The 26,719-nt window shown below is 51.1% G+C and carries 27 protein-coding genes; 11 read left to right on the top strand and 16 right to left on the bottom strand.

Features of this window, described 5'->3' with window-relative positions:
* Positions 1 to 118: 118 nt before the first annotated feature.
* Positions 119 to 1,198, top strand: coding sequence for a mechanosensitive ion channel domain-containing protein (locus PO881_RS21765; protein WP_280172968.1), 1,080 nt, complete (start codon positions 119 to 121; stop codon positions 1,196 to 1,198).
* Here the strand turns inward: PO881_RS21765 and PO881_RS21760 are convergent.
* Positions 1,179 to 1,727 (bottom strand): GNAT family N-acetyltransferase, encoded by a 549-nt coding sequence (locus PO881_RS21760; RefSeq protein WP_280172967.1) that lies wholly within the window; start codon positions 1,725 to 1,727, stop codon positions 1,179 to 1,181. The two genes, PO881_RS21765 and PO881_RS21760, sit on opposite strands and share 20 nt — an antisense overlap.
* A 177-nt stretch (positions 1,728 to 1,904) precedes the next feature.
* Between PO881_RS21760 and PO881_RS21755 the strand changes: the two genes are divergently transcribed.
* On the top strand, positions 1,905 to 2,366 hold the full coding sequence (locus PO881_RS21755; protein ID WP_192235299.1) for an OsmC family protein: 462 nt from the start codon (positions 1,905 to 1,907) through the stop codon (positions 2,364 to 2,366).
* Position 2,367: 1 nt separating this feature from the next.
* Here the strand turns inward: PO881_RS21755 and PO881_RS21750 are convergent, their stop codons facing one another.
* From PO881_RS21750 to PO881_RS21735, 4 genes are all read right to left on the bottom strand, one after another.
* Complete coding sequence (locus PO881_RS21750) at positions 2,368 to 3,444, bottom strand: diguanylate cyclase (protein WP_280172966.1); 1,077 nt, start codon at positions 3,442 to 3,444, stop codon at positions 2,368 to 2,370.
* 171 nt (positions 3,445 to 3,615) lie between these two features.
* Positions 3,616 to 5,451 (bottom strand): methyl-accepting chemotaxis protein, encoded by a 1,836-nt coding sequence (locus PO881_RS21745; RefSeq protein WP_280172965.1) that lies wholly within the window; start codon positions 5,449 to 5,451, stop codon positions 3,616 to 3,618.
* Positions 5,452 to 5,765: 314 nt separating this feature from the next.
* On the bottom strand, positions 5,766 to 6,158 hold the full coding sequence (locus tag PO881_RS21740; RefSeq protein ID WP_280172964.1) for an adenylyltransferase/cytidyltransferase family protein: 393 nt from the start codon (positions 6,156 to 6,158) through the stop codon (positions 5,766 to 5,768).
* A gap of 404 nt (positions 6,159 to 6,562) precedes the next feature.
* Complete coding sequence (locus tag PO881_RS21735) at positions 6,563 to 7,612, bottom strand: NAD(P)-dependent alcohol dehydrogenase (protein WP_110867091.1); 1,050 nt, start codon at positions 7,610 to 7,612, stop codon at positions 6,563 to 6,565.
* 111 nt (positions 7,613 to 7,723) lie between these two features.
* Between PO881_RS21735 and PO881_RS21730 the strand changes: the two genes are divergently transcribed.
* Positions 7,724 to 8,155, top strand: coding sequence for a helix-turn-helix domain-containing protein (locus PO881_RS21730; protein WP_280172963.1), 432 nt, complete (start codon positions 7,724 to 7,726; stop codon positions 8,153 to 8,155).
* Here the strand turns inward: PO881_RS21730 and PO881_RS21725 are convergent.
* Entirely contained in the window at positions 8,097 to 8,921 is an 825-nt protein-coding gene (locus tag PO881_RS21725; protein ID WP_280172962.1) for a helix-turn-helix transcriptional regulator, read from the bottom strand. The two genes, PO881_RS21730 and PO881_RS21725, sit on opposite strands and share 59 nt — an antisense overlap.
* Positions 8,922 to 9,024: 103 nt before the next feature.
* Between PO881_RS21725 and PO881_RS21720 the strand changes: the two genes are divergently transcribed.
* Positions 9,025 to 9,912 (top strand): SDR family oxidoreductase, encoded by an 888-nt coding sequence (locus PO881_RS21720; protein ID WP_280172961.1) that lies wholly within the window; start codon positions 9,025 to 9,027, stop codon positions 9,910 to 9,912.
* An 82-nt stretch (positions 9,913 to 9,994) separates the two neighbouring features.
* On the opposite strand, the gene PO881_RS21715 is transcribed toward PO881_RS21720, so the two are convergent.
* The 6 genes from PO881_RS21715 to PO881_RS21690 all read right to left on the bottom strand — a co-directional run bounded on the left by PO881_RS21715 (position 9,995) and on the right by PO881_RS21690 (position 16,092).
* On the bottom strand, positions 9,995 to 11,203 hold the full coding sequence (locus PO881_RS21715) for a DUF6421 family protein (protein WP_280172960.1): 1,209 nt from the start codon (positions 11,201 to 11,203) through the stop codon (positions 9,995 to 9,997).
* Between the two features lie 11 nt (positions 11,204 to 11,214).
* Positions 11,215 to 11,742: a hypothetical protein gene (locus PO881_RS21710; RefSeq protein ID WP_210080137.1), complete on the bottom strand. Its 528-nt coding sequence runs from the start codon at positions 11,740 to 11,742 to the stop codon at positions 11,215 to 11,217.
* 23 nt (positions 11,743 to 11,765) lie between these two features.
* On the bottom strand, positions 11,766 to 13,016 hold the full coding sequence (locus tag PO881_RS21705; protein WP_280172959.1) for an ATP-grasp domain-containing protein: 1,251 nt from the start codon (positions 13,014 to 13,016) through the stop codon (positions 11,766 to 11,768).
* Positions 12,973 to 13,920 carry an EamA family transporter gene (locus PO881_RS21700; protein ID WP_280172958.1) on the bottom strand — a complete coding sequence of 316 codons (948 nt, stop codon included), beginning with the start codon at positions 13,918 to 13,920 and terminating at the stop codon, positions 12,973 to 12,975. Before PO881_RS21700 ends, PO881_RS21705 begins: the two co-directional genes overlap by 44 nt.
* Positions 13,921 to 14,510: 590 nt before the next feature.
* Positions 14,511 to 15,332: a Cof-type HAD-IIB family hydrolase gene (locus PO881_RS21695; RefSeq protein ID WP_280172957.1), complete on the bottom strand. Its 822-nt coding sequence runs from the start codon at positions 15,330 to 15,332 to the stop codon at positions 14,511 to 14,513.
* 121 nt (positions 15,333 to 15,453) lie between these two features.
* Positions 15,454 to 16,092: a TetR family transcriptional regulator gene (locus PO881_RS21690; RefSeq protein ID WP_280173302.1), complete on the bottom strand. Its 639-nt coding sequence runs from the start codon at positions 16,090 to 16,092 to the stop codon at positions 15,454 to 15,456.
* Between the two features lie 90 nt (positions 16,093 to 16,182).
* Between PO881_RS21690 and PO881_RS21685 the strand changes: the two genes are divergently transcribed.
* Positions 16,183 to 16,851, top strand: coding sequence for an O-methyltransferase (locus PO881_RS21685; RefSeq protein WP_280172956.1), 669 nt, complete (start codon positions 16,183 to 16,185; stop codon positions 16,849 to 16,851).
* 34 nt (positions 16,852 to 16,885) lie between these two features.
* Here PO881_RS21685 and zigA read toward each other — a convergent pair whose 3' ends face one another.
* The 3 genes from zigA to PO881_RS21670 all read right to left on the bottom strand — a co-directional run bounded on the left by zigA (position 16,886) and on the right by PO881_RS21670 (position 20,245).
* Complete coding sequence (zigA, locus tag PO881_RS21680) at positions 16,886 to 18,106, bottom strand: zinc metallochaperone GTPase ZigA (RefSeq protein WP_280172955.1); 1,221 nt, start codon at positions 18,104 to 18,106, stop codon at positions 16,886 to 16,888.
* 163 nt (positions 18,107 to 18,269) lie between these two features.
* Positions 18,270 to 19,376 (bottom strand): ABC transporter substrate-binding protein, encoded by a 1,107-nt coding sequence (locus tag PO881_RS21675; RefSeq protein ID WP_280172954.1) that lies wholly within the window; start codon positions 19,374 to 19,376, stop codon positions 18,270 to 18,272.
* Between the two features lie 116 nt (positions 19,377 to 19,492).
* Positions 19,493 to 20,245 carry an IclR family transcriptional regulator gene (locus PO881_RS21670; RefSeq protein ID WP_176973282.1) on the bottom strand — a complete coding sequence of 251 codons (753 nt, stop codon included), beginning with the start codon at positions 20,243 to 20,245 and terminating at the stop codon, positions 19,493 to 19,495.
* A gap of 391 nt (positions 20,246 to 20,636) precedes the next feature.
* Between PO881_RS21670 and PO881_RS21665 the strand changes: the two genes are divergently transcribed.
* The 6 genes from PO881_RS21665 (at position 20,637) to PO881_RS21640 (ending at position 25,454) form a co-directional block, all read left to right on the top strand.
* A complete protein-coding gene (locus PO881_RS21665; RefSeq protein ID WP_110867081.1) occupies positions 20,637 to 21,029 on the top strand; it encodes a RidA family protein in 393 nt (130 codons plus the stop codon).
* Positions 21,030 to 21,171: 142 nt separating this feature from the next.
* Positions 21,172 to 22,008 carry a transporter substrate-binding domain-containing protein gene (locus tag PO881_RS21660; protein WP_137387120.1) on the top strand — a complete coding sequence of 279 codons (837 nt, stop codon included), beginning with the start codon at positions 21,172 to 21,174 and terminating at the stop codon, positions 22,006 to 22,008.
* 50 nt (positions 22,009 to 22,058) lie between these two features.
* Entirely contained in the window at positions 22,059 to 22,796 is a 738-nt protein-coding gene (locus tag PO881_RS21655; RefSeq protein ID WP_192235333.1) for an amino acid ABC transporter permease, read from the top strand.
* Complete coding sequence (locus PO881_RS21650) at positions 22,793 to 23,437, top strand: amino acid ABC transporter permease (protein ID WP_280172953.1); 645 nt, start codon at positions 22,793 to 22,795, stop codon at positions 23,435 to 23,437. Before PO881_RS21655 ends, PO881_RS21650 begins: the two co-directional genes overlap by 4 nt.
* The gene (locus tag PO881_RS21645) at positions 23,434 to 24,171 is read left to right on the top strand and encodes an amino acid ABC transporter ATP-binding protein (protein ID WP_192414634.1); all 738 of its coding nucleotides are present in this window, start codon (positions 23,434 to 23,436) and stop codon (positions 24,169 to 24,171) included. Before PO881_RS21650 ends, PO881_RS21645 begins: the two co-directional genes overlap by 4 nt.
* 11 nt (positions 24,172 to 24,182) lie before the next feature.
* A complete protein-coding gene (locus PO881_RS21640) occupies positions 24,183 to 25,454 on the top strand; it encodes an alanine racemase (protein ID WP_280172952.1) in 1,272 nt (423 codons plus the stop codon).
* Positions 25,455 to 25,552: 98 nt separating this feature from the next.
* Here PO881_RS21640 and PO881_RS21635 read toward each other — a convergent pair whose 3' ends face one another.
* Positions 25,553 to 26,575, bottom strand: coding sequence for an LLM class flavin-dependent oxidoreductase (locus PO881_RS21635; RefSeq protein ID WP_280172951.1), 1,023 nt, complete (start codon positions 26,573 to 26,575; stop codon positions 25,553 to 25,555).
* Between the last annotated feature and the right edge of the window lie 144 nt (positions 26,576 to 26,719).

Here is a 26,719-nt window from a genome sequence, read left to right as displayed (position 1 = left end):
CAGCGTCTATACTGATAAGCATGAATAAATAATCTGCAGATAACCGATAACAGAATGGTTACTGAATTTTTTGACTTATCTGACAACCACGGTTGTTGGCTTAATAAAAGGGAAAGTAATGCCATTATTATTTGATGAGTTATCTGGTGCTCCAACATGGGTGCCTGCTGTTTTGCTTGTCACTCTCTCACTCGCAATAGGATTTCTGGCGCGATTTATCCTCCTTAGATTTATTCGCTACTGGCAAAAACGTGACAGAAAACTGTTCAAGTCACTGGAAAAGCATCTGCGCGGATCGCTGTTTCTGTTTATCCCTTTATTGTTAATCAGTGCTGGACTTAGTTATGTTAATATCCAGCCAGGCTCCCTGAGCTTTATTACTACCACCGTTAATATATTCATTATCTTATCCTTCTGCTCGGTGCTTATTCGATTGATCAATGTGGCGCAGGATATGCTATTTATTCGCTATGACATCAATCTTTCGAATAACCTTCGTGCGCGAAAAATTCGCACGCAGATAATGTATGTGAAAAAAGTCGCGATTGTCGTACTGGTGACATTGTGTCTTTCGCTAATTTTGCTCAGTTTCCCTGGCGTGCGAAAATTCGGCACCACCATTCTCGCTGGTGCCGGCGTTGCCGGTATAATCATTGGCTTTGCCCTGCAGAAATCGCTGGTTAATCTGTTCGCCGGGATTCAGATCGCCTTTACCCAACCGATAAAAATTGATGATGCTGTAGTGGTGGAAAATGAATGGGGCTGGATTGAAGAGATCAACCTGACTTATGTTGTGGTGCGTATTTGGGATCTGCGTCGTTTAGTTTTGCCCATCACCTACTTTACCGAAAATGCCTTCCAGAACTGGACGCGCAATAACGCCCAAATATTAGGCTCTGTTTTTCTTTACCTCGATTATTCGATGCCATTAGATCCTCTGCGTAAGCATTTTGAAAAAGTTCTCAGTGAAACTAAACTCTGGGATCAACAAACTCAGGTGCTTCAGGTTACGGATACCACTGACAAAACCATGACCATCAGATTATTAATGACGGCGCAGAATTCCCCCACCGCCTTTGATTTACGCTGTTACGTGCGGGAAAAGATGATTGAGTTTATTCAGCAAAATTATCCGCAGTGTCTTCCTCATGTGCGGGCGACATTGACTGATGCCGGGTTTAGAGAGGCGAGTCAATGAAGTTCTTGTGGAAAATCTTATACAGCACATGCTCAGCTAGCGCGTGATCGGCAGGTAACGCGGGATGGAGAAAGATAGTTTGTTTCTGCATCCCCAATCGCTGCATTAGCTTCTCAGATGGCGTGTTATGAGTACTGGTGAACGAAACGACCTTGGGAAGATGCAAAACATTAAACGCGTAAGCCAACGATGCCTGGGCGGCTTGTTTGGCGATTCCCTGCCCCCAGAACTTTTTATTAATACGCCAGCCAATTTCCGTGCAGGGAGAAAAATCGAAGCGATCTGGCTGCTGTGCTAAACCCACGCTGCCGACAAATTCGCCGGTGGCTTTCATCTCAACGGCCCAAAAACCCCAACCCTGGTTTGCAACAATCATCGCCTTAAATCTTGCAACGACGTTGTCGCTTTCCTGACGACTCAGCGTTTTCGGGAAATACTTCATCACTTCGGGATCGGCATTGAGTTCGGCAAAGGGTTGTAAGTCTGTTTGCTGCCATTGTCGGAGGATCAGGCGGTTTGTCTCTAACATGGTAAATTTTCCCTTAAACGTTATCCGATTCCTTAAGTTTACCTAACAGCTTTCGCTATAAACAAATTACACGGCCCCTTTCCTTTCATGAAAATCGATATCACCGATCGCAGGCGTTGTAGCAGCAATTCCTGATAGTCTGCTGATGTCATGTTCATTTTAAAAGGAGCATCAGTAATGGCAGCAAAAGAACACCATTATCAGGTCACGGTGCGCTGGACCGGCAACCGCGGCAACGGCACCGCATCTTATACTGCTTACGATCGTAACGCGGAGCTGATTGCCGCTGGCAAAGAGACGATAGCGCTAAGCGCCGATCCGGCTTTTCGCGGGGATGCGACGCGCTGGAATCCGGAAGAGTTATTGCTGGCTTCGGCCTCGGCATGCCACAAATTGTGGTATCTGCATTTATGTTCTGACGCCGGAATTGTGGTGGAAGCTTATGAAGATGCAGCGGAAGGGACAATGATTGAGGGCACGCGCGGTCGGTTTACCAATATCACGTTGAAACCGCGCATTGCGCTGCGCGATCCGGCGGATGCGGACCGCGCGCGTGAACTGCATCATCAGGCTCACGAAGCCTGCTTTATTGCTAACTCGCTTAACTTCCCAGTGAACTGCGAACCCGAGTTCGTGTAATTCAGGCCGCGCCAGCCAGCGACGGTTGCCACAAGCGCACGCCGTTGCGTCCGGCGCGTTTCACCTCATACAGCGCTTCATCGGCATGCCGCAACCAGTGACGTATGGATTCTGCATGCGCTGCCGATGCAATACCTATACTCACCGAACAACGAAACTCCGTCGATGCCGGTAAACGCACCTGCGCAATCTTTTCCTGCAAACGTTGGGCCAGCGCCACCACCGATTCGTCGCTGGCATGATGCACAATCACGCCTAGCTCATCGCCGCCAAAACGCGCTGGAATATCCTGCAATCCCACATGATTTCGCAGCAGCGATGAAATTTCCGCCAGCAGGAAATCTCCCGCTTCGTGGCCCCAGGTATCGTTTACCGATTTGAAATAATCGAGGTCTATAAGCAGTAAATAGCCAGCGCTGTCGCCACGACGCGTGCTGAGAAATTCGCTCTCCAGCCGACGTTCAAACAAGCGACGATTGGGAATCCCCAGACCGGGATCCATCAGCGCAATGCGCTCCAGCTCGCGGTTACGTTTACGCAGTTGCCAGGTGAGATTGTACGAGGTGACGCTGAGTACCAGCATGTAGCAGGTTGCCAGCGGCAGGCTCAGCCAGACAGTTCGCGTGCTGAACGCCAAATCAACGCCTGCGCCATCCACCAGCCATACCAGCACAAAGGCGCAGAGAAATGCCTGCATCGCTGCAATCAACTGGGCAGCACCGCCCGCTGCATAGCGGTCCGAGGCTAGCACCGCCATGATGACAAAGGAAGGTAGCGGACTCAGCGCCATTAGCGCTACCCAAATGCCACCAAAGGCGGCATCAAGGGTTAAGTTGTGTCGCTCGGTGGCGGTGGAATCTTCGGCCCGCAGCGCGCGCTGATAAGCCAGCCACGGCCAGAGAAACGCATTCACAAATAACAGGGCGCTAAACGCCAGGCCACGATCCCGCTCCATCAGTACTGAGAGAATCGGGAAAAAACATAACATCGTGCCGAGCTGACGCATGATAAACATGCGGCGGACGAAGCGTTGGGATCGCCGCTTCAAATGGCTATCGTCAGGTGAGTAGTAGTTCATGCAAGGAAAGTATCAGGACGACAAGAATTGCAGTTTAACGGGAAATATCGGCGGCAGGTCGCTTTATTTTAAGAATATTTACCTTGCAATTCTGCGGCCGCACAAAAGTGTCGCAAGCTGACTAAAAGAAAGACCGTGGAAGTAGATCTGGAGCTACTTCCACGCTGTTTTCTAACGTGCAGCACCTTGCAGGCGGAACTGCGACACCAATCGCTCCAGCATCAGCGCCTGCTCTTCCAGGGAGTTCGCCGAGTGCGAAGAGGCGCTCACCAGCGTGGCGTTCTGCTGCGTGGTGGTATCCAGCTCGCCGACCGCACGGGCAATTTGCTCGATGCCGCGGCTCTGTTCATCCGACGCGGCGGAAATGTCTTCCATGATTTGATTCACGCGCGCAATGCTGCCGAGAATCTGATCCATGGTTTCACCGGCGCGCGCCACCTGCTGGTGGCCATTGCTGATGCGTCCGACCGATTCATTGATCAACTGTTCGATGTCTTTCGCCGCACCGGCGCTGCGTTGTGCCAGATTGCGCACTTCACTGGCGACCACGGCAAAACCGCGTCCCTGCTCGCCGGCACGCGCGGCTTCTACCGCCGCGTTCAACGCGAGGATGTTGGTCTGAAACGCGATGCTGTTAATCACGGCGGTGATATCGGCAATCTTCTTCGAGCTGTCAGAGATTTCGCCCATGGTGTTCACCACATCACGCACCGCAATGCCGCCTTTGTTGGCGTTGTACGAAGCTTCCGCCGCAATCTGACTCGCCTGTCGCGCATTGGCGGCGTTGTTTTTCACCGTGGCGGTGAGTTGCTCCATGCTGGCAGCGGTCTCCACCACCGCCGCCGCTTGTTGTTCGGTGCGTGAAGACAAATCGAGGTTGCCTTGATTAATGGCGCTGGCCGCCTGCGATACACTGCTAACGCTGCTCAGCACATCGCCGATCATGCTGCGCAGCCGTTCGTTCATGCGTCCCATCGCCGAAGTCAGCTTGCCGAGTTCATCATGCCGATTGGTGGCAAACTGCGAGCTGAGATCGCCATTGGCAATGCGCTCCGCCAGTTCGAGGTTATGGAATACCGGACGCGTGATCTGACGAATGATGTACCACGCCACCAGCACGCCGAACAAAATCGCCAGACCACCAATCAGCAGCGAAATTGCCGCCGAGCCGTTGGCCAGTTCATCGTTACGCGCTTTGACGATGGTAATGATCTGTTTGATCGCTGCACTGCTCTTGTCGCCCGCCACTTTGACGGTGTCTTCCGCCGCACGCAGCTGGCCATAGGCATCCGCCGCTTGCAGACTCAGGCTTTTGAATTTCTCGGTGTCCTGCCACAGTGCGGTGAATTCGCCCTGCTGTTCCGGTGGCAACTGCGCCAGCAGCGCTTTCATGCCTTGATCCGTCTGCTGGGAATGATCCTCCAGCGTTTTACGCAGCGCATCGCTGACGTTAAAACGCAGCGCCCAGGCTTCTTCGCGCACATTGCTGATAGCGAACAGCTGCTGGTAAATTTGATTGGTAAGTTCAGGATCAGTAACCGGTGTGCGAATCAGTTGGGTGTAGCGCGAAGTCATATCTTGCCGGCTTAAAGCGTCAAGTTGCGAGCGCAGGCTATTGAGTTGCTGCGTGGCTTGCGTCATCGCGCCAATGCTGTTCTGGAAACTGGCGAGGTGCGTTCCCAGTTCATCCACCCGCGCTCTGGCACCTTCCGACCATGAAAGTTGCTTCGCATCGCTGGTGAGTTGCTGCGCATGCGTGACGTAATTCGCCATCACCTGGCCGGATTTGTCGTCCCCATAAAGATATTTTAGGCGGTTGATTTTGGCCTGGAACACTTCAATGTTGATGTCATAAATCAGGTTGGTTTTCTGATAGATGTCATGAATGGCGTTAAAACGCTGCACGCTTAATCCGGTTGCCAGCGCCACTAACAACAGCACGATGCCGAATCCTGCCGACAGTTTACGCGTGATGCGCACATTACGTAATCGGGATACCAGCCCCATCTTCCCTGCTCCTGCGTTAATTATTTTTGTATGGTTTGTAAGGGAGTTATCGGAGCGTTGCGGGAAATGTTTATTCAGGATGGTGCAAAAAGTGATTGCAGGATGTGACGTGCCGCGACGACATGGAACGTAACGATTGCTGTATTAATGTTAGGCATCATCTTTTCCGCAAATGGAAATAACATTTCCGCGCGTTCACTAAATCCCTTTAAAATCCGAGTATTGCAATGCATTAAATGACGGCAAAGCCGATGAGCGTGCAGCGCAGGTTATCGCTGATGCGATAAAATAGCCTTGTATGCGGGCTGATGGCATTAGCGCTTCTTTATTATTTCGATTAAAGACGTGGTGGAGATACTAGGCGTGCGCTCAAGATAAATGACTTTAGCCAGTGAAGAAAACTTATCAAACTTCCCTTTCCAGTCATCACCCATTACCAGCGTATTGGCGTTGTATTTTTTTATGTAGTCAGCCTTCAATTCCAGCGATTCTTCAAGAAACACTTCATCGACATATTTGATTCCCGCGATGATCGACATTCTGTCGCTTTCATCGTAAACCGGGTTGCGCCCTTTTTTATGGAAGTTTAAGGCGTCCGAAGAGACCCCGACGGTTAACCAGTCACCCAGCATTTTTGCTCGCTGTAAGATATGTAAGTGCCCAACATGGAACACATCGAAGGTTCCGAAGGTGATGATTTTTTTCATGGGTTTGATATCGATTAAAAAGTTGGACCCAACTTAGCAATTTACATGCCACAAAAATAAAGACCTATTTTTAATAAGATAGGTGAAATTCGTTTTTTAGCGGAAGTGACATTTCCATGTACGCGGAAAAGATTGATGCAGTGAGTTGTGAACGGATGGATTGCCCCAGTTGGGCATGTAGAAGCCAGATTTTGCTGTTCGACCGGCAGGCCGCTAAAGAGTTAAACCCGCGAGTTGTTACGCAGTTTTCTAAAAGTATGTTGTAACTATGAGAGCCATTTTTTCTCTGGCGAGCTAACACTGCGAATTAGAGACTTAAAATGAATGATATCAATAGTATGAGTTTGTTTATTTAAGCGATTTCAGCATGAAATCGCCCGCCACAACGTGCGGGCAATAACGCTTTACCAGCGTGTCGCTTGCATATCGATAACGAAACGATATTTCACATCGCCCTTCAACATGCGCGCGAAGGCTGTTTCGATCTCTTGACCGGCAATCACTTCAATATCAGCAGTGATATTGTGCTTGCCGCAGAAATCCAGCATCTCCTGAGTTTCCTGAATGCTGCCAATTGATGAGCCGCTAATGCTCAAACGACGATTTACCATCGGCGTCACATTTGGAGACTGGTGCGGTTGCTCCGGGATACCCACCAGCACCAGGCGACCGTTGGTTTTCAGCGTGGCAAGGTAAGGATCGAGATCGTGCGGAGCCGAGACGCAGTCTACGATGAAATCCAGTGAAGTCTGCGCGGCGGCCATCTGCCCGGCGTCACGTGAAACCACCACGCGCGTCGCACCCAAGCGCAGCGCATCTTCACCTTTGCCGGGTGAAGTGGTGAAAAGCGTGACTTCCGCGCCCATTGCGCTCGCCAGCTTAACTGCCATATGCCCTAATCCGCCCAAACCGACTACGCCAACTTTATCGCCGGCTTTTACGTTAAAGTGACGCAGCGGCGACCACACGGTAACGCCCGCACACAGCAGCGGTGCAACGCCAGCCAGTGGCAAGGTTTGCGGTACGGACACCACAAAGTGCTGATCGACCACCACATTCTGCGCATAGCCGCCCCACGTGCTGTCGCCGGTGTATTTGTCGATGCCGTTATAGGTCGCCACAAAGCCGGCTTCACAATATTGCTCTTCTTGCTGCTGACAGAAATGGCATTCGCGGCAGGAATCGACCATTACGCCGACGCCAACTACATCACCGGCTTTGAAATTCGTTACGTCCGCGCCGGTTTCAACAACGCGTCCGACAATTTCATGTCCCGGCACCAGCGGATAGCGGCTGACCGCCCATTCGTTACGGGCCATGTGCAGATCCGAATGGCACACACCGCAATATAGAATTTCAATTTTGACATCCTGCTGTTGCAGCGGTCGCAATGCAATCTGGCCTGAAGAGAGCGGTTGGGCCGCGTCGTGCGCGACTAATGCATTGATTTTCATAGGGCCTCCGAAATGAGTTGGCTTTGGCTAGCTGAAGGCGGCAGACTATAGTTAACATGGTGCAAAATTGATAGTAGTTACCTTTTGGTAACCATTCAGGAGACGAGAACTATGCCCGCGATGGTAGACGGTAAACTGTTTTTTTATGCGGATTCGCCGCCGCGACGCTTAATGGATCTGTTTTCGGTGAAATGGAGCAGCATGGTTCTGCATGCGCTCTATCATTGGCCTAACCATCGCGCGCGCACCGGCGAGCTGCAGCGCAGCCTGCAGGGAATTTCGAAGAAGATGCTGTTTCAGACGTTGAAAGAGCTGGAGCAGCGCGGGCTGATTGCGCGTCACGTTTATGATGTGGTGCCGCCGAAAGTCGATTATCGCCTAACACCGCTCGGCATGACGTTCGCGGCACCGATCGAGCAGATGTATCAATGGGGGCTGGAGAATCAGGCGGCGCTGGATGAGATGGAAGCCCACTTTCGCGCCGCTACGGACGTGCCATCAGCCGCGCCACACATTCCCGGTCGTGCTGCTGACGCGGATTAAACACCACCAGGCTTAAACCCGGTTTACCTTCAACCGCAAAGGTGCTGTATTCCAGCTCAAGCACGCCTTCGTCCGGCAGCCACAGCTGTTTAACACCTTCGCCATGCTGACTCACTTCCTGTGATTGCCACAGCTGGCGGAAGGTGTCGCTCATCTCGCACAGCTCCTCCACCAGCGCGCGCACATGCTCGCTGGCACCGGTGCGCGCCACATCTGCGCGGAAGTTAGCCACCATGCCGCGTGTCACTTTATGCCAGTCCGGCAGACGCTTTTTCATCTCCTCGTTACGAAACATCATCAGCAGGATATTGCGCTGCGCAGGCGGCAGTTCAGCGTAATCGACAAACACTTTGGTTGCCGCACGGTTCCACGCCACCACTTGCCACTCTGCGGTTTTGACCAGCGCTGGCGTGTTCTCCATGCTGTCGAGCACGCGCTGCAGCGATGGCGAAACATCCACGCCCGCCTGCCATGTCACGCCAGGCAGACGATTTTGCGCCAGCAAAAACAGATGATCGCGCTCGGCGGCGCTCAGCTCTAATGCGCGGGCTAAACGTTCCAATACTTCTTCCGATGGCGCGCCGCCTCTGCCCTGCTCCAGCCACGTATACCAGGTAGTGCTGACACACGCGCGCACCGCCACTTCTTCCCGGCGCAGGCCCGGCGTGCGGCGACGAAGTAGAGTGTAACCAAGTTTCGCCGCATCCAGCCGCTGGCGACGTTCACGCAGATAGTTGCCGAGCAGGTTGTCATCTTGGGGAGCCATGCCTTTATCCTGTTAGTGCGTATACCTGTATAAGCTCACGACTTTTCGTCGCGTTGCAGACTTTTATGATAGTGCTTCAACTTTGAAAAAGTGGAGCACCAATATGCGAATTTTTGTGACCGGGGCGAGCGGCTTTATCGGTTCCGCCATTGTAAAAAAACTGCAGGCGCGCGGTTATCAGGTGCAAGGTCTGGCGCGCAGCGAGGCTTCCGCAGAAAAACTGCAGCAGCAAGGTGTGCAGGTGATTCGCGGCGATCTGCAAGATCTCGACGGCCTGCGTAAGGCGGTCGAACAGAGCGATGGCGTGATCCATGCAGGATATATTCATGATTTCAGCCGCATGGATCATGCCGCCGAGGTCGACCAACGCGCGATTCTGGCGATGGGTGACGTATTGGCAGGTTCAGATCGCCCGCTGATTGTCACCACCGGCACCGCGCTGGTATCGCCGGGACGTCTCGCCACCGAACAGATTCAACCGGCAGCGGGGGCGCATCCACGTTCCAACTCCAACGTCGCCGCGCTGGCGCTGGCCGACAGCGGTGTGCGCGTGGCGCTGGTGCGTTTACCGCCAACCGTACATGGCGCAGGCGATCACGGATTTATTCCGATGATCATCAATATGGCGAAGGAAAAAGGCGCAGCGGTGTATGTCGGCAAGGGTGAGAATCGCTGGCCCGCGGTGCATCGCTATGATGCCGCTGAACTGTTTTGCCTCGCGGCTGAAAAAGCTGAGCCGGGCGCGATTCTGCATGCAGTACAGGAAGAAGGGGTGCCATTCCGGCAGATTGCCGAAACCATCAGCACCGGATTATCACTGCCGGTGAAAAGCCTGACGCTGGAAGAAGCAAAAGCGTGGTTAGGCTGGATGGCATTTTTCGCCTCTACCGATAATCCGTCATCCAGCGCGTGGACGCGTCAGACGTTTAACTGGCAGCCGAGCGGGCCGGGGTTATTGCAGGATATGCGTGAAGGCGGGTACTTTGCATAAGGTTTAAAAGAATGAGTAGCGCACCTTGATTGGTGCGCTTATGTCTACTTTCATTATCAAAAATTTCAAAAATATGGCGCAGTTAAAAAAAGAGAATTGGTATGTTAACTTTCATATTCATATCATGAATAAGATAATCATCAGGGATAATATATCGATCATTCAGATTACCTGGCTCAAGTTCTTTCATTACAAAACTTTCAACTTCTTGCTTATAAGTTGCATCATCCTCGATCTCTTCAAGCCCTTCTATTTCCTTAATAAGGGCATGCAAGCCAGTCAAACACTTTTCAAAATCCATTATAGCTTTGCCAGAAGAATCGCAAATGCTAATACCATGCCCTCGGCGTTTAAGCCAGGAGAACAATAAAACCCCAGTTGCCGCATCAAAATTACTCGTCGCATCGTGTTGAGCAGGGTAACGGACCAACCTCTCAAATAAAATAAACTCGGTCACTTCTCGCCACCAAGGATAATGCTGCTGTTGCACTCTAATAATGGTTTGGCAATCAACTTTTATTTCTTCTAAAACACCTACCCAAAAATTCATTTTAACGTGAATATTTGTATTAAAAGGACGGGGTCCGCAGTGGTGATAATAGTCGTGCAAGTATCCCCATACCGAGCGCGCTGCATAGCAATTTTCTGCGCTTAGTAAATGAGATGATTTCCCTTCAAACTCCAATAATGATTCTACTCTACGCAATGTGTCTTTTTGATAGATAGCATGAAATTTATTAAAAAAGAACATCGCAAAATGTTGTTTAACAACCCTATTTTTTGTTTTAACGTTTTCTGGAAAGAAGACTAAGCAGTGTCCAACACTGAAACCAGAAGACGAAGCAATCAGGTGCATTGTTTGGCTGACATTTTGTGGATGTGGTAAATCAGACATAATTGGCAGCAAGACATCGGGTTGTTTTCGTTGAGCCAAAAAGCACTCCAGCCAATATCCTTTTTCTTTATGACTATTAGGCGTAATGATTGTAGCCAGGAAAAAAGTTTTGCCGCCATCTACAGGTGGTTCATAGCTATCTAATGACCGTTTAAAACATGGTACAGTATTTAATCCAGCTTTTTTCCATTCACGAAGGTCTGTATTCAATTGTAGGGCATAATCGGATTGCTTCAGAGCAGACAATATCTCACCAGCCAAACCTATAATTTCATCCAGCAAATACTCAGCTTTATCTATGTTACATACTACCGCGCCTGTAGCACTTTGCAATTTATTGAACTCATGTATACGAGGACATAATTCAATAATAACCTTATCCTTAACCCATTCCATAAAAATACTCCTTAGCGTTTATGACCATGAAGAGTGAAACACATTGGTACTTCACCAAAGTCTTGAATGACCTTTAAATTATTATCTTGTGCAGCTTTTAATGTTGTTATACACGCGGAAGCCTTTCCACTAACACACTCCAGCGCTGCCTGTACATTACTTGATACAAAACGAACATTCTGGCTGTATGTATAAGCGAGATGGGATGGCGCAGGATGGCAAGCAATTATAATTTTTTCCATATTTGACGAACTACTATGATTTTTTGCTAATACCATGTTCCATGTTGGCATTACAAAACTATCCTGAATTTCTAAAAAGTCTAAGTTCTCAAATACAATTTTATGTAAGTCTGGATAGACGGCACATCCTAATAATAGATCATGTGTATTCTTCCTGACTTCAATCAGAGCATCCTCAAGAGTTGAATAAAGCTTAACATCACCATAAACCTTCTTACTTTCCAGCCAAAGATAACCTGCTTTCTCACAATTAGTTCCTTCTGGCCCCAAAGTGTGAATTATTATTTTACGATCCATATCATTCTCCTTAACTATGGAATCTATAAATATTTTATTTTTAGATTTTTTTGTAAATCGTTATAAAAAGATTCACAAGCTTCATGGTCAGTATGACGTGTTAAAATAAATCCTGGGTAACCTGAAAAATGAGGGTATGGAAGAACTTTATGCCCAGGCTCCATAAATTCAAAAACATATTCCACCTCAGATTTCTCACGGACATTTGCTAATCCATCAATCTCGACAAAGATTCCATCTCCCTGCACAGGAATAATATAATTTCCGGCAGTAGATATCGGCTTTACTAATGCCCCCATTTTTTGGGGAAATTCCATACCCAAAGCGTGGCAAATAACCAACTGCAGGAAGTTTATATCCGTGCTTGCTTTCACAATATAATGTGATATTCCGGATCCACCCACGCGTGGTGCGACTTCTATAACAAAAGGCACTTGCTTTTGGTCAATACGCAGTTCCACATGTGCTGGTCCCTCATTAATTCCTAGCGCCTTAACTGCACGTCTAACTTCATCTACAATTTCATCTCGCAGTTTCTCATCAATATCAGCAGGTGCGATATAAACACCTTCTTCAAAGTATGGACCTTTGCCATTACCTTTATCGCCGATTGAGAGCACTGTCACCTCACCACGATGCGAAAATGTTTCGATTGCGAACTCCGGCCCATCGATAAATGACTCAAGTAAAACACCACCCTTGTCATAGATGAAATCTTTCAATTGCGTGCGGTTAATTTCCCATACTTTATCAATAGCATTTCTCAATTCATCAGGGTTGTTAGCTCGTGTAACACCTTGACTGGAAAATCCATTAGTAGGCTTCACTACAAGCGGAAATTTTATTTGATCAATGTCTGGGTATTCTCCTTCTTTAATCTCAATAAAGGAGGGTGTGTTTAGGCCGTTATCATGCAGAACGCGCCGAGTCATATTTTTGTTTCTACATTGCTCTACTACGAATTCAGGTAAGAAAGGTAATCCCAACCTGTTAGCAATTTTAGCGGCGAAATCTAACGCCGGTTCAAATAGTGTTAAAACACCATCAATTCGGCGCACTTTATTTTCTAACATGACTATATCTAGTGCTTTATCTTCATCTTCAAACAATGGCAAAGCAATGCTTCTCACAACACCGGGAATTTCCGGCGGTGGAGACTCATTATCGTTATAAAAAAATGTAATTTCGACACCCATTGCCTTAGCTTCTTCAAACACAAATGGTAGCTTTCTATTCTGACAGATTATGGCCAGGTTTTTTTGTAGAGTTGACATTAAGAGTTTCCTTTTCGCGTTTTGGCAAAACGATTAACATTACTCCGAGAACAACAACCGCGGTGCCTATAATCACAGTCGTGGTAATATTTTCATCAAGAAGTATGAAGCCCATATACAATGCAATAACTGGGGAGATGAATAAATGAGATGTAGCTTTAGAAATATGCCAATGTTTAAGCAAAGTAATATTAAGCGTAAATCCTAATACTGATCCTATTACTGCTAAATAAAGGATCGCTCCTAAGCTCTCCCCATAAAAGAAACGGTTACCACTTTCAATTATTAAGCTCGTAATCAAGAGTAAAAAACCACCACTCAGCATGGAAAATGCAACAAAACTAAGAAGTGGAAGAGTTTTAATATGCTTTTGAACTTTGAGCGTTATAGCGGCTGAACTGCCCATGGCTCCTAACACTGCTAACATAGCAATTATACTTTTTTCATTGCCCGGTAAAGATGCTCCTTCACCAAAAACCACACATACACCTATGATGGCAAAGAAAACACCTGATAATTGCCTTCCAGTTGCTGGCTTTCCGCGTAAGAAATGGTTTAGAAGCAGTGCATATACGCTAATTCCAGAAGCTAAAACAGCTACCAATCCACTAGGTATATATGTTGATGCCCAATAAACTGTTCCAAATGGAATCGAAAAATAAAACAGGCCGTTAGCTGCAGCAAGACTGAAAACGGCGTAATTAATATAAATCCCTTTACTTAAAATCAAATAAAAAATAATAATTACACTTGCAATCAAAAACCGCATCCCTGCTGACCACAATGGAAGGCTATTATTTAGCCCAAGCTTTTGCAATGCCCATGTTGTGCCTCCAATAAAGCAAAGAAGGATGAAAAACAAATAAAAACGAATTCTTATTAGAAAGTTAAATGGAGATGACATAACTCGAGCACTCCCTGCGTTGAATATTAATGCATAAGATTGAATAAAGATATCATCTTAAGATTAAAATCAATCCTCTGCGATCTAAAAGTTAATCTCAGCTTATCAAAGCATAATTAAAGCTGTAACCATTATTTAATTACTTTTAAATTAAAAGAAAAAAACACTCAGTTAATCGAGTCAGCATCGAGTATTAAATTGCCTTTCAATTGTAATCATTATTTTTTCAACTGGATGAACTTATAAAAACAGAGTAATAAGTTAATTCGAGGGAATTTTCCTACCCATTTATAAGACAAGTGAAGTTATCGCAAGATGTGTTGAAGGTAAAAAAGCCCTCAAACCATTGCATTATAATGCTTTTATTTTATCAGTAAATTTCGGATTCAATTCCAATAATACTTTATTGTCTTATATATAAAGGAAAGATTAGAGCGACAACATTGGTCACTTTTGACAAATCAGGCGGGTTTATGCGTTATAACCCTTTCTCAATGAGGTATATGACGGGTACTAGTAAGTGAGATGAATTAACAACTAGCATTCTGCTTGAGCGTCATTGCCTGCAATGACGCTCCGCATCAGTAACATCAGCCAAACGGCACTTCGCGCGCCAAAATGCGAGCGATCACGTTAAGCGCGCCTTCGTCATTGTTGCTTTCGGTTCTGTAACGCGACACGGCGTTGACTGGCGCGGCGGCGTTCGCCATTGAGAAGCTATAGCACGCCTGACGCAACATTTCGATGTCATTGGCGCTGTCGCCTATCGCCACCACTTCACAATCATCAATGCCCCATTTTTCCTGGAGCAGCGCGATTCCGTGCGCTTTGTGGCAGCCAGGAATGATCAAATCCACAAACCCAAAACCGCTGGAAACCGGATGCATGATGTTTTCAATCGCGCCCAACTCAGCGTGCAGACGTTCCATCAAGGCATCAACGCCTTCGTGCGCCAGATTCAGCGAGAACTTAAAGATGGTGTCGTCGATATCGTAGAGATTGTCGTGCTTTTCCAGACGATGATAGTGATTCGCCAACATGGCAATCACTTCGTCGGACATTGAGGTGTGCACGTACGCGCCGTTGCGGCCACAGACCACGGTGCTGATGTCCGGCTCTTTGGCGAGGATGTCGAGGATTTGATGCACGCGCTCCTGCGCCAGTTCGCCGCAGAAGATCTCTTCATTACTGTCAGAAACCCAGGCGCCGTTTTCCGCAACAAAAGCGATCTCGTCTTTGATATCAGGAAAGTAGCGCAGCAACTGATAATACTGATTGCCGCTGGCGACCACGAAACGAATGCCCTTCTCTTTCAGCAACGCATACTGACGCGCAAAGCGCTGCGCGTTGTATTGTTTGTTGTCATCGAGAAAAGTGCCATCCATATCCACCGCAATCATCTTCACTGCCATTTTGCTCTCCCGTTTGCTCATTCGGCTCAATAAAGTTTTGTTAAGCTTACTCGCGGTGTGGATTATTGAGAATGTGAATAATGAGTTTGTTAACCGCTTTCAGAGATTTCCAGTCCATCTTTTACTGTAAATCGGCGCCTTTTTCCCTGATCCAGGCACAAAACATCGCCGCCATCTCTTGCGCGTAAGCCTGAATCTCTGCTGGCGTGCGCGGCGATTCGGAAAAATGTTTCCCAACATTGCCCAGCGTACTGTTCAATAAATCTGCGGCGCGCGATCGTTCACTTTCCTCCGAGTGCGGTAATACTTCACGCAGAAAATCGCTGATGACATTTTCACCCGCCGCGCGCGCTTCCTGCACTTCCGGCGCATCACGATACAAAGGTGCGGCGTCATTCAGCGCGGTGCGCATCGCCGCCTCTTCACATTCCGAATGCAAAAACGCCAGTGTGAGATCGTGCAGTCGTTGACGCGGCATGTTGGCGGTATTGCGCAGAATCGCACTTAACAAATCGCTAGTGCGTAGCCACTCTTCGCTTTGTAATCGGAAAAGAATAGCTGCCTTATTGGGAAAATATTGATACAGCGATCCAATACTGACGCCCGCGCGTTCCGCCACCCGCGCCGTGGTGAAACGCGTGGCGCCTTCCAGCTCCAAAACCTGAGTAGCCGCCTGCAAAATGGCGGAAACCAGCTCGCTGGAACGCGCCTGCCTGGGTCTTTTCCTTTGTGAAATCTTAATGTTACGTGGCTCAGTCATCATCATCTCCTGAACACGAATAGTGAAATGCGAATAATTCATCGTATTCTGTTGGCACAGCAAAATCCATTTGTCTGCACGGAGAACAACATGAATACCTTAACCTCTGCGCCACTGGCGCCGCTGCTGAATTACCTGTTTGAGCTGGCCGATAATATGGCGCATCCAACCAATAACGCCTTCAGAACCATGACTGACGCCGAACAACATCGCCTGCTACACAGCAAAACCGATTACCTGGAACTTTATGGACATCTAAAAGAGGTGCCGTTAGCGGTATCACGTGAAACCGGCAAGTTGCTGTATATGCTGGCGCGCGGCAGCAATGCCAAAACCATCGTTGAATTTGGCACCTCATTCGGCATTTCCACGCTGCATCTGGCGGCGGCGCTGCGCGATAACGGCGGCGGTAACATCATCACCTGCGAGTTTGAGCCGGGGAAAGTCGCGTTAGCCCGTAACCATTTCGCCGATGCCGGCGTCAGCGATTTGATTGAGGTGCGCGTGGGCGATGCGTTGCAGACATTGAGCCGCGATCTACCGGCCACCATCGATATGCTGGTGCTGGACGGTGCAAAAGCGATTTACCCGGAGATTGTAACGTTGGTGCAGCCGTTTTTGCGTCCCGGCGCGCTGATTGTTGCCGACGATGCCGACTTCAGCCCGGAGTATCTGGAGCTGGTGCACAGTAATCGTGGTTTTATGTCGCTGCCATTTAACGATGGGGTTGAGGTGTCGATGTGGGTTGGGAATGTGTAATTATGAAGGTCGCCAGGAATGGCGACCTGACTAATCAGTTAAACCATGGCTGGAACGGGTCGGGGAATTCCACCCAGTGATCGGGTCCGAGCGCCATTTCCTCATCGCTTAACAGCGCCTGTTCCAGTTTGCTACGCAGCGCGTTTTCATCCATTTCTATGCCGATAAACACCAGTTCCTGTCGCGCGTCGCCGCTGCCGTCAACCCAGTTCTCTAAGATGTAGCCAAGGTTTTCCGCATCTTCCGGCCAGCGATCTTTTGGCACGCTGGCCCACCACAGGCCGGCTAAACCCTGACGCGATACGCCGCCTGCCTGCGACCATGAACCGGCATGACGCGGACGGCTGGCGAGCCAGAAGTAGCCTTTGGAACGCACCACGCCGTGCATCTCATTTTCAATCAAGTGAGCAAAGCGCATCGGATGGAACGGACGACGCGCGCGGAACACGAAGTTACGAATGCCGTACTCTTCGGTCTCGGGCGTGTGTTCTCCACGCAACTCCTGCAGCCAGCCCGGCGCCTGCGCGGCGGCATCAAAATCAAACAAACCGGTGTTGAGCACCTGATCCAATCCCACTTTGCCGAATTCAGAGGTGATAATGTTGGCGCGCGGATTGAGTGACGTCAGGATTGCCATCAGCCGCGCTTTTTCCGTCTCGTTGATCAGGTCGGTTTTATTAAGGATCAGTACATCGCAGAACTCGATTTGATCGACCAATAAATCCACCACCGTGCGCTCATCCTCAGCGCCCAATGATTCTCCGCGCGACTGAATGCTCTCATTCGATTCATAGTCACGCAGGAAGTTAAAGCCATCGACCACCGTCACCATGGTGTCGAGCGAGGCAACTTCAGACAGACTCTGCCCCTCTTCATCGGCGAAGGTGAAGGTCTCCGCCACCGGCAACGGTTCAGAAATGCCGGTCGATTCGATCACCAAATTATCGAAGCGGCCATCTTTCGCCAGACGATTAACCTCCAGCAGCAAATCTTCACGCAATGTGCAGCAGATGCAGCCGTTACTCATTTCCACCAGCTTTTCGTCGGTGCGCGACAGCTCTGCCCCGCCCTCGCGCACCAGCGCGGCATCGATATTCACTTCCGACATATCATTGACGATCACCGCCACACGACGCCCTTCGCGGTTATTGAGAATATGATTGAGCAGCGTGGTTTTACCTGCGCCAAGAAAGCCGGAAAGCACGGTGACGGGAAGTTTTTTGAAACCATCCTGATTTTGGGTTAATGCTGACATAGCAACTCCTCTAAATGACAAGGTTCACAAGACGTATAGGCATACGCGCAATGGTGTTTTTAGTTATGTTATAACATAACAATTAACGTTGTCATTGAGGAATGTTGATGGAGCGGATTGGTCGCCATAAATGGCGACCTTACGGCGACGGGGAAACCTGCGATTACTGGTTGTCGGGATAACTCAAATCGATGGCGTTATCCGGCAACGTGGTGAAATTTTTAACGATGGTGCGGAAATCCGCGTTCGGTTTGAGATCGGCAAACTGTTGCGGATAGAGATCTTTCGCCAGAATTTCCATGCCAATGATGTTGTACGGATGATTATAGAAGTGGTGGTACACGCCATATACGCGGCCCTGTTTCACCGGCTCGATCTGCGCCAGGCCGGTGCGCTTCAGCAGCGTCTGGAAGGTGGCTTTCACTTCTTCCGGCTGCACGCCATAACCAAACGGCAACACATTGGCGTTTGAACGTTTCGATCCGGTCATGATGTAGACATCCGGTTTCATGGCGATGATTTTTTCCAGCGCCACAAATCCGGCATTGCCCGGCAGCAGTTCAGAGCCGATATTTTTGCCGCCCACCGCTTCCACCAATCCGCCCCAGCCATTGTGGCTGTGCGTAAAGCAACAGTTGTCGCTATTCCCGGCTATCGGCTCGATAAACACCGTTGGCTTATCTTTTACTTGCGCCACGCCTTGGGTGATGCGCGCGAATTTCTGCTGATAGAAATCGGTATAAGCCTTGGCCTGGCTTTCGCGGTTCAGCACTTTACCAAGCAGCGTCACGCTCGGCGCGGTGTTCTGCGCGGGATGCAGTTCATAATCCAGGAACACCACCGGAATATGCAGATTTTGCAAGGTGCTGAGCACGCCCGATTGCTGTAACGCCGGTTTGGCGCGCAGTTGCGCAATCATCAAATCGGGTTTCTGCGCCAGCACGCTTTCGAGATTGACCTGGCCCTGATCGTTAAAACCCATATCGACGATTTTCGTCGCTTCCGGCCAGCGCCCTTTAAGTACATCCCAGGTTTGCGTGTCCTGCTTTTTCGGCAGATTATTCCACGCCACCACGCGCTTAAACGGATCGTCGCGATCCAGCAGCGCCAGCGTCAGAATGTCGCGCCCATCCTGCAATATGATGTGCTGCGGCTCTTTGTTGATGGTTTGCGTGTTGCCGTCCATATCGGTGACGGTCAGCGGATACGTGGAGGCAGCCGCCGCCGTTGAAGCCAGTAATCCCATTGCCAAAAGCAGGCGCGTTTTCATGCCAAAACTCCGTGGTAAAAAGAATAGTTATTATTATCAATTACCTTAACACAACCTTAAGTGGCGAGAATAAACGCCACTTCAATCAGTTGTAACAGAGTTTTATGCGGGTGCTGTTAGGTGAAATCAGAGAGTTTTTGTCCGGAAGTGATCAGTTCCTGCAGCAGCATCTGGCGACGCTCCTGCGGCGTATCGCGGCTGACCATAAAACAGATTGCCGCCACCGCCTGACCGCTGCGCGAACGGATCGGCGCCGCCATGCAGCAGGTAAAGCTTTCCGACAAGCCTTCGGTCATGCAGTAACCGAGTTTTCCAGCGTGATGAATTTCATCAAGAAACGCCTGCTTATCGAGGATCTGGCCGCTGGCGAGGCGATAATCCTCCTCCGGGATCAGATCCAGAATCGCGCTGTCCGACCAGTTACTCAGCAGCAAACGCCCGGTCGCGGTCCAGGTAATCGGCACACGCACGCCGATATCCGAAGTGATTTTAAACGGATGCGCATTACTCTCAGAGAGCACCACGGTGTATTTGTTGCCCTCCAGCATGCAGAGCTGCACGGTTTCACCGTGGCGCGCCACAATCTCCACCATGAGCTGATGCGCCCGACGGATCAGATCGTTATGCGCCATATAATCCGCACCGTAATAGTGCATCTCACGGCCAAAGAACACTGCGCCTTCGGCATCCAGCTCCACCAAACCGGCTTCACTTAGCAGGCTGACTAATTCATAGATGCTGGAACGAGGTGCGCCGGTGGCGTCGATCAACGCGCGCATCGACATCGGCTGACGTGCGCTGTGCAACTGCCGAAAGATATCAATAACCCGGTCAACTCCGCGCGCCCGCGAGGGTTTTTCGTCCGGCATAAACTCACTCCTTGGTGGCTTGGGTACAAAAGGTAAAGGCAATGAAAGAAGGGCATGATACACCGCGCATCGGCTTTTACCCATCCCGGATTAAATAAATATTAATTACCTGCCATTAATTAGCACGATCAATTTTGGTGCCTCATTATGGCGCAATACGTTCACTCAACGTTTATAAAACTACGATAACGATCACACTCCAATATAAACGCAGACAAAAGTTAATTTTATTTTGCGATCCCGACGACATCACAAAAAATTAAATCGCTGTGCACATATTGCAAAAGAAAATTTCCTGTGCAAATCTTGCCCTATCCAGTATTGCAGATAGCAGTCTGGTATATCAGACAACACAGTAAGCAGATATTCGCTGCTACAGGAGCAGAAAGGGATGACGATTAAACGTTATGGCGTAGAAGGCGGAACCGGTACCGGCGGGCAGAAACTTCCGTTTGCCCGCGCGGTGGAAGCCGATGGCTGGCTCTACATCTCTGGCCAAACGCCGATGCGCGACGGCGAAGTGGTGGAAGGTGGCATCATCGAACAGACGCAGTTGGCGTTCGAAAACTGTCTCACCATCATGCGCGAAGCCGGTTATCGCGTCGAGGATGTGGTGCATGTCACGGCGGTATTAACTGATGCGCGTTATTTCAGTTCATTTAATAAAGTATTCAGTGAGATATTTAGCGGAAATCCCCCGGCGCGTATTTGTAGCGTGCAGGATTTAGTCGTCGACTGCAAAGTCGAAGTCGATATGAAATGCTTCCGCACCGATCGTAAATAAACATTACGGTTAAAACAGGCTGGCGAATGTTTACTTTCTCCGCCCACACCAGGACAGCCTGTTATTAATTGATGCCTTTCTATTTTGCTGTGAAATAACGGTATTACACCGTCTCGTCAAAATTTCTAAAGAGAGCATAACAATGAAGACAACATCGCTAAAAGTGAGCCTCAACGCGCTAGCCGGCGCGCTGGTATTACTGACGCTGGCGGGCTGTACGCCAACCGAAGAGAAAAAAGCAGCGGGTGCCGCGCCGCAGTCAGCGCTGCAAACCGTGTTGCAACGTGGCACGCTGCGCGTCGGTGACTGCCTGAGTTTCGCCCCGTTCGGCTTTTACGATAAAGACGGCAACCCGGACGGCTACGATGTTGATCTCGCCAAAGCGCTGGCCAAAGAGATGGGCGTGAAACTGGAAATGGTCAACACCACCAGCGCCAACCGCATTCCTAATCTGCAAACCAATAAAGTGGATGTGGTGTTCTGCAACTTCACCCGCAATCTGGAACGCGCCAAAGAGATCGGCTTCACCAACCCGTATGTGGTGGCGAGTGAAGCGATGCTGGTGCGCAAGAACAGCGGCATCCAGTCCGCACACGATATGGGCGGCAAAACCATCGCCACGGTGAAAGGATCGACCAACGGTGACGAAGTGCGCAACCTCGGCATTGACGTGAAGATTCAGGAGTACGACTCATCGCAGGCGGCCATCCTCGCGGTGAAACAGGGCCAGGCTGATGCGATGATCGAGGATAACAACTTCCTCGCCTATCAGGCCAAGCTCGACCCAACGTTAACCGTGACCAATGAAGCGCTGGTGCCGCTGGAATACAACGCCTTTGGCGTGAAGCAGGGCGATCAGGTCTGGACCAACTACCTCAACGAATTCCTGTTTGAAATTAACGCCTCCGGTGAAAACGCCCAGCTGTATCAGAAATGGTTCGGCAACAAACCGCGTTACCCGCTGAATCCGCAATATTGATCCCCACGCGGCGCGGCAACTGCTGCTGCGCCGCCCGAAGGAGCAGAACCATGAGTTATCAATGGCTAACACTGTGGCGCTACGCCGACACTTTTCTTGCCGCCGCGTGGCTCACCTTGCAAGTGACATTGCTGGCGTTTGCGCTGGCAGTGGCGCTCGGTTTGCTCTCGGCACTGGCGAAAGCGTCGCCGCTGGCCCCGCTGCGCTGGATCAGTCACTGCTACGTTGAGTTCATCCGCAACACGCCGGTGCTGCTGCAGATCTTCATCATCTTTTTTGGTCTGCCGTCGCTCGGCATCACCATGAGCGCCTTTACCGCTGGCGTGCTGGCGCTGGGGATTAACGTCGGTGCCTACCTGTCCGAAACCTTCCGCGCAGGCATTCAATCGGTGCCGAAAGGCCAGCTAGAAGCCGCATGGGTGCTGGGCATTCCCCGTCGTCAGGTGTTTCTCACCGTGGTGCTGCCGCAGGCGGCGCGCGCGGTGTGGCCCGCCATTATCAACAACCTGATTCAGCTGCTGCTCGGCACCTCTTTGCTGTCAGCGATTGCGCTGCCTGAACTGACCGGCACCGCCACAGTGATTAATGCGCGCACGCTTCTTTATATCCAGACATTTAGCGTCGTAGCCCTGGTCTATCTGGTGCTGAGCAACCTGTTCTCCTGGCTGGGAACGATGGCAGGACGGCGCATGTTCCACCCGCCGCTGGTGACCCCGATAAAAAAGTCCGCCTGGTGGTGGGCAAGAAAATGGCTGACTAATCCAGTGAAACGGGAGAACGCGTTATGAACGAGTTAATCATTAGTTCGTTACCGATTCTGATAAAAGGGCTCGGTATCACGCTGCTGCTGTCGGTGGCCGCGATCATTGGCAGCACGCTGCTGGGCTTGCTGGCGGCGGTGTTGCGCACCAGCCGCTTGCCCGTTCTGAAGCAGATTGCGGTGATCTACACCGAGCTGTTTCGCGGCACGCCGGTACTGATCACGCTGATGTTCATCTACTTCGGCGTCGCCTATTTCGGCTATGACATCAACCTGTTTGCCGCCGGTATTCTTGGCCTGAGCATCTATCAGGGCGCGTATATCGCGGAAGTGTTCCGCGCCGGCATCGAAGCGGTGCCAAAAGGCCAGTGGGAAGTGTCATGGATTTTGGGCCTGTCGAAGCGTCAGACCTTTATGAGCGTGATCCTGCCGCAAACGCGCGGCATCGTGCTGCCGCCGCTAGCGGGCCAGTATCTTTCCCTGATCAAAGACACCTCGATCGTCAGCATGATCGGCATGTCCGAACTGATGCATCAGGGCCAGGCGATTGTCGATCGCATCGGTCAGCCGGTGGTGGTTTACGGTCTGGTCGCCCTGCTCTACTTCGCCGTCTGCTTCCCGCTTTCCCGTTGGGTTCAACATCATCAAACCAGGAGCCAAATCTCATGAGCAAATCCGCGATTACCTTAAGCCGGATAACCAAATCATTTGGCGCAACCCAGGTGCTGAAAGAGATCAGCCTGGATGTTTCACCGGGCGAAGTGCTGGTGCTGATTGGCGCATCCGGCTCTGGCAAAAGTACCGTGCTGCGCATCATGAGCGGGCTGGAAGTGGCCGACGGCGGTGAAGTGTGGGTCAACGACGTGCCGCTGCACCAACGCAAGCGCGCCAGCGAAATCTGCGGTCACGTTGGCATGGTGTTCCAGCAGTTCAACCTGTTCCCGCACAAAACCGCGCTCGGCAACGTCACGCTGGCGCTGATCAAAGCGCAAAAGCTGTCGGAAGCCGAAGCCAATAAACGCGGCATGGCGGCGCTGACGCGCGTCGGACTGGCCGAGCGCGCGCATTACTATCCGGCGCAGCTTTCCGGTGGTCAGCAGCAGCGCGTGGCGATTGCCCGTGCGCTGGCGGTAGAACCGAAAATCATGTTCTTCGATGAAGCTACCTCGGCGCTGGACCCAGAACTGGTAGGCGAAGTCATGGAAGTGATGCGCAGCCTGGCGCGTGAAGGCATGACGATGGTGGTGGTGACACACGAAATGGGCTTCGCGCGCAAAACCGCTGACCGCGTGGTGTTTATGGATCAGGGCGTGATTGCCGAACAAGGTTCGCCCGAGCAGATTTTCGTCAATCCACAGAACCCGCGCACGCAGCAGTTTTTATCGCGCGTACTTGAGCACTAACAGGAGGATCTATGTCGATTCGCTTTCCGCTGCAGGCGGATGGATTACTGGATGCGCAGCAAACCGCGCCACGTTTTAAATCGGTTGCCGGAGCCGGCGAGTCGCCGCTGGCTCTCGGCACGGCGGTGCTGAACAGCGATCAGGTGTTTTCGCCGCTGATGATAATGAAACAGTCGGCGCTGGAGAACAATCTGCGCCAGCTGGCAGACTTCTGCCGCGAAAACGGCGTGATGCTGGCCGCGCACGGGAAAACCTCGATGTCGCCTGCCGTTCTGCGCCGCGCGATTAGCGCAGGCGGCGCCTGGGGTTTGGGTGCCGCCACGCCCGCGCAGGTGCGCGCGCTGCGTCAGTTCGGTATCCGCAATGTGTTTCTCGCCAACGAGTTGGTCGATCCGGCGGGTATTCGCTGGATTGCGCAATGGCAGCAGCAGCATCCCGATCATGGCTTTCTGTGCTACGTCGATTCGCTGCAAGGCGTGAAGCTGTTGGCGGAGAACCTCGGCGACAGCCAGATTTCGGTGCTGCTGGAGATGTCTGTCAGCGGCGGCCGCACCGGTTGTCGTTCTCAGCAAGATGCGCTGGCGATTGCCGAAGCGATCGCCGCCTGCCCGGCGCTCAAGCTGGTGGGCGTGGCCGGTTATGAAGGCGCGCTCGGTGCAGGCCGCGATGAAAGCGGCATTCAGCGTGTGAAAGATTACTGCCAGATGATGATCGCTACCGCTGAATTGCTGGCGGAAAAGCAGCTGTTTACCAGCGACCACATCATCCTCAGCGCCGGTGGCGGCGCCTGGTTTGATGTGGTGACAGCGTGCTTCACCGCGGCGAAACTGCCGCTGCTGGTGACGCCGCTAATCAGGTCCGGCGCCTATATGGCGCACGACAGCGGACTCTATGCACGCATCGCGCCCTTTGCTCAGCCGGGCGCAACGCATCATTTTGCTGCCGCACTGGAGATTTGGGGCCGCGTATTGTCGCGTCCGGAGCCGGGCCTGGCATTCGTCGATTTTGGCCGCCGCGATGTCCCGTTCGATCAGGATCTGCCCAATCCGCTGTGGATCCGCAACGCCGATGGCAGCGCGCCACGTGCGGCGACGCATTTGCGTATCAGTGATGTGAACGATCAGCATGCTTATCTGTTATTGCCGGAGGATGAGCCGCTGCAGGTAGGCGATTGGGTCGGCTGCGGTATTTCGCATCCTTGTACCGCTTTTGATAAATGGCGCTATCTGCCGCTGGTGGATGATGATTATTGCGTCACAGATTCACTGGAAACAGCGTTTTGATGGGTAATTAGTCGGTATTCGTAGCGGCGCAATTTATTGCGCGATAAATCGCGCCGCTACAGAATGGTGCATCTGTTGTAGCGACGCAATTTATTACATCAACGCCAACCCAACTCCGGTGCAACGTGGGTCAAAATGCTCTCAATCACGTGCGCACAGTAATCCACGCCTAACTGATTCGGGATGGTCAGCAACAGCGTATCCGCTTCGGCAATCCCTTCGTCCTGCGCCAGCTGTTTGATCAACTGATCCGGCTCGGCGGCATAACTGCGACCAAAGATGGCGCGGGTTTTCTCGTCGAGGAAACCCACCGAATCCCGATCCTGTCCACTGCGACCAAAGTAGGCGCGGTCGGTGTCGTTGGTGAGCGCAAAAATGCTGCGGCTCACCGAAACACGCGGCGTACGCTGATGGCCCGCCGCTTCCCACGCCTGACGATAAGCACGAATCTGCTTCGCCTGCTGCACGTGGAACGGTTCGCCGGTTTCATCATCTTTCAGGGTGGAGCTTTGCAGGTTCATGCCCTGCTGCGCCGCCCAGATAGATGTCGCGTTGGAGCCAGAACCCCACCAGATACGCTCACGCAAACCGGCCGAGAACGGCTCAAGACGTAACAAGCCCGGTGGATTGGGGAACATCGGCTGCGGATTGGGTTTAGCAAAACCTTCACCGCGCAGCACTTCCAACAGTTCCTCGGTATGGCGACGGCCCATATCGGCATCGCTCTCACCGTTTTGCGGATCAAAGCCAAAGTAGCGATAGCCTTCGATAACCTGCTCCGGCGAGCCACGGCTCAGGCCGAGCTGCAGACGACCGTTAGAAATCAGATCCGCCGCACCGGCATCTTCCGCCATATACAGCGGGTTTTCGTAGCGCATGTCGATCACGCCGGTACCAATTTCAATCTTTTTGGTGCGCGCACCTACCGCCGCCAACAGCGGGAACGGCGAGCTTAACTGACGCGCAAAGTGGTGCACGCGGAAGTAAGCGCCATCGGCACCCAACTCTTCGGCGGCCACTGCTAAATCAATCGATTGCAGCAGTACGTCCCGCGCCGAACGGGTGGCGGATTGTGATGATGGGGTCCAGTGACCAAAAGATAAGAAGCCAATCTTTTTCATGCTGAAATTCTCCTCGTGAGCCGCGCCGGCTCGAACGTTTTCAATGCAGCAAGGTTACGCCACAGACGAGGTGACTGATAGCCAATAGATTTCGCGCGCTTCATCAACTTTTTTGCATAACTAAGAAAAAGAGATTCTTTGTGT

Origin of the sequence: Pantoea sp. SS70 (assembly GCF_029866845.1) — a bacterium.
Lineage (GTDB): Bacteria > Pseudomonadota > Gammaproteobacteria > Enterobacterales > Enterobacteriaceae > Pantoea > Pantoea leporis.
This window is presented reverse-complemented; position numbering and strand designations above follow the sequence as displayed.